Below are 7,509 nucleotides of genomic sequence, written 5' to 3'. Positions count from 1 at the left end.
GCCTGGACCTGAGCACTGCGCGCAAGCCGCCAGGCGATCGCACCGAGCGAGCCGACAGCCAGCAACAAGGCTGCCCACAACATATAGCGCCGCTTCGCATCGGGGTCTTTGCCCGACGACTGCGCGTCGGCGTCGTCCTCAACGGGTAGCGCCTCGCCCAGCCGCGCCGCCACGGCGACCGACGACGCCCCCATCAGCAGATCCGCCCGGCTCACCGCCGACGACACCGCGGCCGCACTCCCCTCCGCCAGCGTAAAGGGCGCAGCCCCGCGCGCGACGAAAGTGAGTGTCGCCGGACGCCAGCCCGCGGCAACGGTCAACGTGCCGCTTCCCAAACCACCGTTGCGCGTGTCGACCACCACACGCCACTGACGGTCCGTGTCAGGCGCCATTTCGAGCGATGGATTGCTTTGCTCCACCGTGCCGTTGTGCAACCGGAACAGGGTCGCGCTCGATACTTCTCGCCACGCCGTCTCCAGGCCCGCACGCGAATAGATAACGGCCGGCGCCACGGTATTGGGCTGCGGCAGATTCAGGCGCAAACGATCGACGGGATAAGGCCCGCCGGTCTCGAAGAAATACTCGCCAGTTTTCGGCCCCGCGCGGGCGACGATGCCTTCACGCCATTCCCGCTGGGACTCCGCGCGCTGCGTATGATCGGCGCTGGCCGCCTGCACCTGAGCGTCGATCGACTCGATGTACGGCGCGCCGTCGAGCCAGCTCAAACGCAGGTAACGCGCGCGCATGCCGTTGAGCTCGATGCGGTCCTGGCTCAGCGTGCTGCCGTTGTAGCTGACCTTGAGCAGTTGCGCCTCGCCGGCGGGTTGCCAGTTGCGCAAATCGTCACTCGATTCGACGTTGACACGCCCCTGGTAGTTGTCGTCACGCACGTGGACGACCAATGCCTCTATCCGAGCGCCCGCCCGCGTCTCGCGCGCGACATCGATCAGGTCGGCGTCATCTTGCGCGCGGCCCGGCGGGGTCGCGGTTGCACGCAGCGACCCGTCGGCGGCAATCGTTACGCCGAGTGGCGCGCCAGTGCCGCCGGGCGCGGCGGGCGGCATGGGGAACCAGCGCACCGGACGCAACGTGGTCGGCGTGCGGGAAGGCTCACGGGGTGAGTCGAGCGAATACGGCACGGGTTCGCCGGCGCCATTGAACACGCGCACGTCGCCGAGATCGCTGCGCTGGCTGGCGGCGTAGACGGCAGCCGGAAGTGTCACGCTGTAATAAGCGGCGCCGCTTTCGAGTTCGAGTGCAAAGCGCTGCGCAAACCGATCGGCCGCTAGCGCAGTGGTCGAAACCCACACGGACGAGATCGCAAGACACCACCCCGTCACTATCAAGACACGCTTCATTGCTCAGTTTCCAGAACGGCCACCTTGGGCGGCAACGGCGAGAAGTAGCCGATCAGCAGCAGCATCAGGCCGATACCGATGAACGACACGATCCGCTCGATACCCGTCACGTGCGACAGATCGAACAGGAACAGTTTGACGACGGTCGCCGCCAGCAGTCCGCCGCCGATGAACCAGAATAGCCGGCTGGCCCGGCGGGTCGACCAGATCATCATAGCCAACGCGCAGACCGTCCAGAATACCGATACTGAAGCCTGCACAAGCATCGAGTGTGACATCTGGTCAAGCTGATACGGCACGCCGATCCAATGATGCAGCGTGCGCAGCAGCATCGCATTAAGCCAGACGAATCCAGTCACGCCGACCGCCACCTGCAACTGCACGCGGTATTGGTCGATCGGCACGCCGAGGCGGTTGATGCGCACGAGCCACAACGCCGCCAGTGCAAAAATCACCGCCTGCACCAGGTCGAGCGGATTGAGCAGCGGCAGACGCGCCCACGCGCCGCCGTCCTGCGTCAGGTTCGCATAGAACGTCCACACCCACATCACCAGCACGAGCGGCGTCGACGCAATCGCGCACAAGCGCACGATGCTGTCGCGACGCGCGAGCCACAGCCCGGCAAACGCAAACGCGCTCCAGCCGACCAGGAACACCTGCTGGAAGTTGAACGACGCCAACACCGCTTCCACATCGTACGCCGCATGGAAATGATGATGCAGCGTGCGCAGCAGCAGTGCGTTGAACCACAGGAACGGCGTGGCGAGCACCGCGTAGTCGAAAGCCCGCGGATGCCAGTGCACGCCTAATGCGCGAAGGCGCCGCAACCATACGGCGCAGGCGATGAAGGCGAGGATCTGCGCCACATCCAGCGGATTCGCGATCGGCAGCCAGAAGAGCGGCGCGGCGCTGCCGTCGCTCGTCACACTCGCGATGCTCCACAGCCACAGCAAGGCGGCGAGCGGTGCTGCGGCCCACACCTGATAGGCCTCTACAAAGCGTGCGACCGGCCAGCGCAAACGATGCCCGACGCCGGCCACCAACAGCAGCAGAACGCCAAAGCCATAGGCCCACGCGCTCCAGCTCCATGCGCCTTCCGGCACGTAGGCGCGCAAGCCCCAATAGCCTTCGAGCGCAAGGAGCGCGCCGGCCGTCCAGAACATCAGCGCATGCAGCGGCGCGAGCACATGATCGCCGACGTCGCGCTGCTGACGCCACAGCAGCACGTAGGCAGACGCCGCGACGAGCGCGCAAACCAGCCAACCGCAACCGCTGACCGGCGTGATGCTCAACATGAACAGACTCAGCGTCAGCAGAGCGAGGACCGGCACAAGCGCCAGTGCCGGCAGTTCGGCGAGCGGCCAGCGCAGCTTGCGGTGCGCGGCGTGCGCGAGCCAGGCAGTTAGAACAGCGAACAGTGCGATGGCAGCAGTCTCGAAACGATCGCGATCGTACGCAAGATGAGCCTGAGCGTACGCATGGATTTCGTGGAGTCCACCCATGGTCCACCACAACAGCCCCCATACGCCTGCGACGAGGCCGATCTGCGGCATCCATGCGTGCCACGCGCCCGCTTCGCTGCGGCCATGCAACCGCCATCCGGTGAAGATGCCCGCAACCGCGATCAGCACAGTCGCGATGTACGCGCCGTTCAGGACTGGCCACGCATGCGCGCCGTCGATCGGTGCGAGCGTGCCGACGACAAACGCGCCCGCTGCGGCCAGTTGCATCAGCAAGCCGAAGCCAAACGCGGCCAGGCGCCGCTGACGTACGGCGAGCCAGGTGATCGCGGCGCCTTCGATTGCCCAGGTCGCGCTCGTGGTCGGTCCGGTGAAAGCGAGCGGCACGGCGAGCGTGGCGAAAATCACGGCCAGCGCGAGCATGGCCTCGAACATCATGTCGAGGCGCACGCGCCGTCGCGCCAGCCAGCCCGCGATCGCGAGGTAGAACGCGGCCAGCGCCACCGCGCTCCACGCGAGACCGAATTCGATGCCCCTCATCAGCGCCGCTTGCAGACCGATCGTCACAAGTGGCGTGCCGAATACCAGCGTGCCGTCGACGTAATGCTTAAGCGCGACCTCGCAGCGCACCGCGTAGAGCAACGCGATGCCGACATACATCAGGAAGAACAGGATCAGGAACGGCTCGGTGCTGGCAAGCAACTCAGGCCGGTAAGCCGTCACGCCCCACACGGCGCCGATCGAGAACGTGAACACAAAGCCAAGCAGATTCAGAGGGCGCCACGCCTTGAACCACGCAATCGCGAAAATGCCCGCGTTGAGCAACGCGTAGTAGCTGAACAGCATTACGTGACTGCCGCCGCCCGTCGACAGGAGAACCGGCGCGAGAAAGCCACCCGCGCTGCCCATGAAGGCCAGCGACGACGCGTTCTGCCGCACCGCCAGAAACGCGCTCAAGCCGCAGATCGCGATCATCAGCGGCAAGGCCGCGCCCGCCGGCAACAGATGATAGAGCTTCGTCGCGGCGAACACCGTCAGATAGAGCGCACCGACGCCGCCGCCCTGCAAGATCAGCCCGTACGCGCCGCGGCGCTCGCCGATGCGCCAGCCGAGCCCGAGCAAGGCGGTCGCGGCAAGCGCCACGCCGGCGAGGCGGAACTCGATCGGCAGCAGGCTGTTGTCCGCCGCGTATTTGAGCAGGAACGCAATGCCGAAGAACAACACGATGATGCCAACCCGCACGACCGTGTTGCCACCGAATAGCCAGTCGCGGCCGCTTCTGAAGATGCGTTCGGCAAGACCGGGACCGCGCGGCGGTGCGGGCGGAGAGGGTGGCGTGGACGGGGTTTGCGCTGAAAGCGGTTCGGCGGAAAGCGATGGCGGCAGCGCTGGCTCGGCGGACGGCGACAACGTCGGCGGGCTGTCTGGCTGAGCATTCAGCGGGTTCGGCGCGGCCGGCCGGCTCGATGCAGGCGCTTCGGCCGACTCCGGCGGCGTGACCGCGCTGGCGCTCACCGTCGAGCGCACGGCTGCCGATGCGCCGGTGACACTGGCCCGCAACTCGCGGATCTCACCGCGCAGAACGACGATCTCGTGCTCGAGTCGCTCGACGCGCGCGGCCAGTTCGCCAGATGGGCTGCCGGCCGGGTGGTTCCCGTAGTCGGACGCCGCCGGTTTTTTGGGCGCGGGTTCGTTCGCGACACGTGGGGACCTCTTTTGCAGCAGACGGGCGAGCGCAACGCCGGCCACCCCACCCATCAATGCACCGAAAGCGATCGAAAAATCGTTCGACACGGCGGCCATGATCCCGATCACCGCACCGATCACGGCAAATATCACGCTCATCGCATCCCTCTTTTATTGTCTTCAGCTGCGAGATTCGTTTGTCGCACGGATTAATCCGAGACTATCGCATCAACAACGCGGCGAAAATCGGCGCGCAGAATACCATGTAAATCGAGCTTTGAACCACGCTTTTGAACCATTGAGCGAGCGACGCAGAATGCGTGATGCTTATTCGTCGATTCATATCGCTTTTTGTCGAATCTACGCGGCTTATTTTCACAGGATTAATCCGTGGGCTGCCGGCGATGAGCACAAGCGCGTCCGCACGGACGCACCGACCGGTATGGTTCGAACACGTGCGCGCCACAACCCGGCCAGAGCGGACCCAAGCAGCCATTTCTAACTCCACGCATCCAATGTGCCCAATGTCCGGATTAACAATCCACGCAATATGCGCCACAACGGATACCACGTCATGTCGGGCGCTGCTCGATGGACACCCGATTGCCTCGGACAAATCCAGCAGCGGCGTTCAGCTACATCAACTGCATATCGTTTAATAGATTAACTGCGCTGAAAACGATCGTCACGCTTTGAGCATAGCAGGCCCGGCCAGGCCGCTGCGTTCGCGGCAAGCCACCAACCATGTCAAAATTCGGGCTCGGCCGCCAGGCCTTCGATCACCCCCATTTCATCCAGGGACGTTTCAGTGGACATCAACAAACAGGTAGCGGCCCTCACCGCCTCAGAACTTCAAACCGCCGGCGCGAGCCAGGCAACGGCGATCGCCGTCAGTGTGCTGCTGCGTCATCTGCGCTCGCCCGAACTGGTAAAACTGTTGTCGTCGGCGTTCGAAAACCATCAGGCCGTCATGCTGCAAACGCCGTGGCCCGATCCCATGCTGCAGGCATTCGAATCGACCCGCCGTTTTCTCGAAGGCGCCGCACAAGCCGAGTTGCCAGGCACACAAGCCGGACAGCAATCGCCCGCGCCGGACGCCTGAGCGCTGCCGGGCACGCGAGGCTCAGCGCAAGTCACATCGAAAACAAAAAACCCCGTCAGTCGAAGACTTAACGGGGTTCTCTGCTACATAGGGATGGTGCGAGGGAGGGGACTCGAACCCCTACACCCTTGCGGGCGTCAGGACCTAAACCTGGTGCGTCTACCAATTTCGCCACCCTCGCAGCCGGACAAGCTGCAATGCCTCTTGCCCGATGTCCTGCCTGCTCACGATCGCGTTAAAAACCCGCGCCCGAAAGCGTAAGCGCGAGATTCTAACCGATTGATTCGCGCTTGTCTGCATTTGCTCACGCATCGACCCAAGGAGTGTCGATGCTACAATTTTTGGTTAAACGCGCGCGCACCGCGCTCCTCTTCGCCTGCCCTTCCCCACATTCCAATCCTGTGAATTTCGACGAATACTGCCAGCAGAAAGCGGCGCCGCCCGGCTCGAGCACTTACTATGCGCTTCGGCAGGCGCCCGCGGCAAGCCAACCGCTCCTGACCGCGCTGTTCGCGCTGCGCCGCGAGTTCGAGGAAACCGTTAAAGAAACCAGCGATCCGGCCATCGGCCGCACCAAACTCGCGTGGTGGCAAAACGAGCTCGCCGCGCTGGCTTCGGGCTCGCCGTCGCATCCGGTTTCAAAGGCGCTGGCGGCCTATCTGCCCGACGTGCAGGCCGCGTATCCGGAATTGCAAGCGCTGCTCGCCGGTTTCGAAATGGATCTCGACCAGGCACGCTACCTCGACTACCCGAATCTGCGGCGCTACGTGCAAGGCGTCGGCGGCACCTTCGCGTCGCTGATCGCGCGTGCCACGGCGAAAGACAGCGCACAGGCGTCAAGCTGGTCGGCACCGCTCGGCGAGGCGCTGCAGCTTGCGCAGTTCGTTGTCGAAACCGGAAATGACGCGCGTCACGGCCGCATCTATATTCCGATCGACGAAATGCAGCGCTTTCACGTTACCGCTGCGGATCTGATCAATCGGAAATATTCCGACGCATTTACCGAGCTGATGCGCTTCGAGACCAAGCGGGCCCGCGATGCGTTGCATGCAGCGCTCGCCGCCATACCCGCGCATGAGCGCCGCTCGCAGCGCACGCTGGTGGCGCAGGCGGCACTGGCCTTAGCGCTATTGGATGAAGTCGAGCGTGACGGCTATCACGTGCTGCATCAGCGTATCGCGTTGACGCCGATCCGCAAACTCTGGATCGCGTGGCGCGCCAGGTAAGCACGCGACGCAACGGCCGCCATCTCATGCTGATAAGCAAGCTCCACTCATTATCAGACGCGTAGTAACGGCAGCGGCTCGAACCGCTGCTGCAGGATCGCGGACGCGTCGAGTCCCCACCAGGGCCCGAGCACGGTCGCGTAGAGTTGCTGGAAATCGACGCCGACCGGCAAGTTGCCATTGCCGTCGAGCCGCGTTAGCACCGGCGGCACGCCGTACAAACCGCCCCGCACTCGCCCGCCCATCACGAAATGCGGCGCAACGGTGCCGTGGTCAGTGCCGTTGCTCTGATTCTCACGCGGGCGCCGGCCGAATTCGGCGTAGGTCATCACCAACGTCTCGTTCCAGCGGCCGAGCTCCACCAGCGCCGACTTCATCGACGCGAACCCTTCGGCCAGTTGCTTGAGCAGCGCCGCCTGCTGACCAGGCTGGTTCTGATGCGTATCGAAACCGTTCAGCGTCAAACGGATCACCGCGACGCCCTGCCCACTCTTCGGCTGTCCTTGCGCCGTATCCCCAGCGGCGAGCACTTGCATCGCTGTCTTGATCGAACTGCCGAATGCGCCGCCGGGGAACACGGTCTTCAATTGCGCCTGACCTGGTGTGGGACGCAGGCGGTCGGCGGCTTTCACGATGTCGTTCTCGACGTCGAGAATGTGCGCCAGTTCCGGATTCCG

At 64.3% G+C, this 7,509-nt stretch carries 5 protein-coding genes and 1 tRNA gene; 2 read left to right on the top strand and 4 right to left on the bottom strand.

Annotated features, from left to right (window positions below; genetic code table 11):
* A partial coding sequence (locus GNZ12_RS24470) for a DUF3999 domain-containing protein (protein ID WP_172314491.1) occupies positions 1-1,358 on the bottom strand: 1,358 nt, incomplete at its 3' end.
* Positions 1,355-4,663: a DUF2339 domain-containing protein gene (locus GNZ12_RS24465; protein ID WP_172314489.1), complete on the bottom strand. Its 3,309-nt coding sequence runs from the start codon at positions 4,661-4,663 to the stop codon at positions 1,355-1,357. The genes GNZ12_RS24470 and GNZ12_RS24465, both read right to left, overlap by 4 nt.
* Before the next feature lie 649 nt (positions 4,664-5,312).
* On the opposite strand from GNZ12_RS24465, the gene GNZ12_RS24460 reads away from it, so the two are divergent.
* Complete coding sequence (locus GNZ12_RS24460) at positions 5,313-5,606, top strand: hypothetical protein (protein ID WP_172314487.1); 294 nt, start codon at positions 5,313-5,315, stop codon at positions 5,604-5,606.
* Between the two features lie 94 nt (positions 5,607-5,700).
* Here the strand turns inward: GNZ12_RS24460 and GNZ12_RS24455 are convergent.
* Positions 5,701-5,787 (bottom strand) — tRNA-Leu (locus GNZ12_RS24455).
* A gap of 220 nt (positions 5,788-6,007) precedes the next feature.
* Between GNZ12_RS24455 and GNZ12_RS24450 the strand changes: the two genes are divergently transcribed.
* Complete coding sequence (locus GNZ12_RS24450) at positions 6,008-6,832, top strand: squalene/phytoene synthase family protein (RefSeq protein ID WP_172314493.1); 825 nt, start codon at positions 6,008-6,010, stop codon at positions 6,830-6,832.
* 53 nt (positions 6,833-6,885) lie between these two features.
* Here GNZ12_RS24450 and GNZ12_RS24445 read toward each other — a convergent pair.
* On the bottom strand, positions 6,886-7,509 hold a 624-nt coding region (locus GNZ12_RS24445; protein WP_172314485.1), incomplete at its 5' end, for a DUF1501 domain-containing protein.

The sequence above is a fragment of the Paraburkholderia solitsugae genome (assembly GCF_013177695.1).
Lineage (GTDB): Bacteria > Pseudomonadota > Gammaproteobacteria > Burkholderiales > Burkholderiaceae > Paraburkholderia > Paraburkholderia solitsugae.
This window is presented reverse-complemented; position numbering and strand designations above follow the sequence as displayed.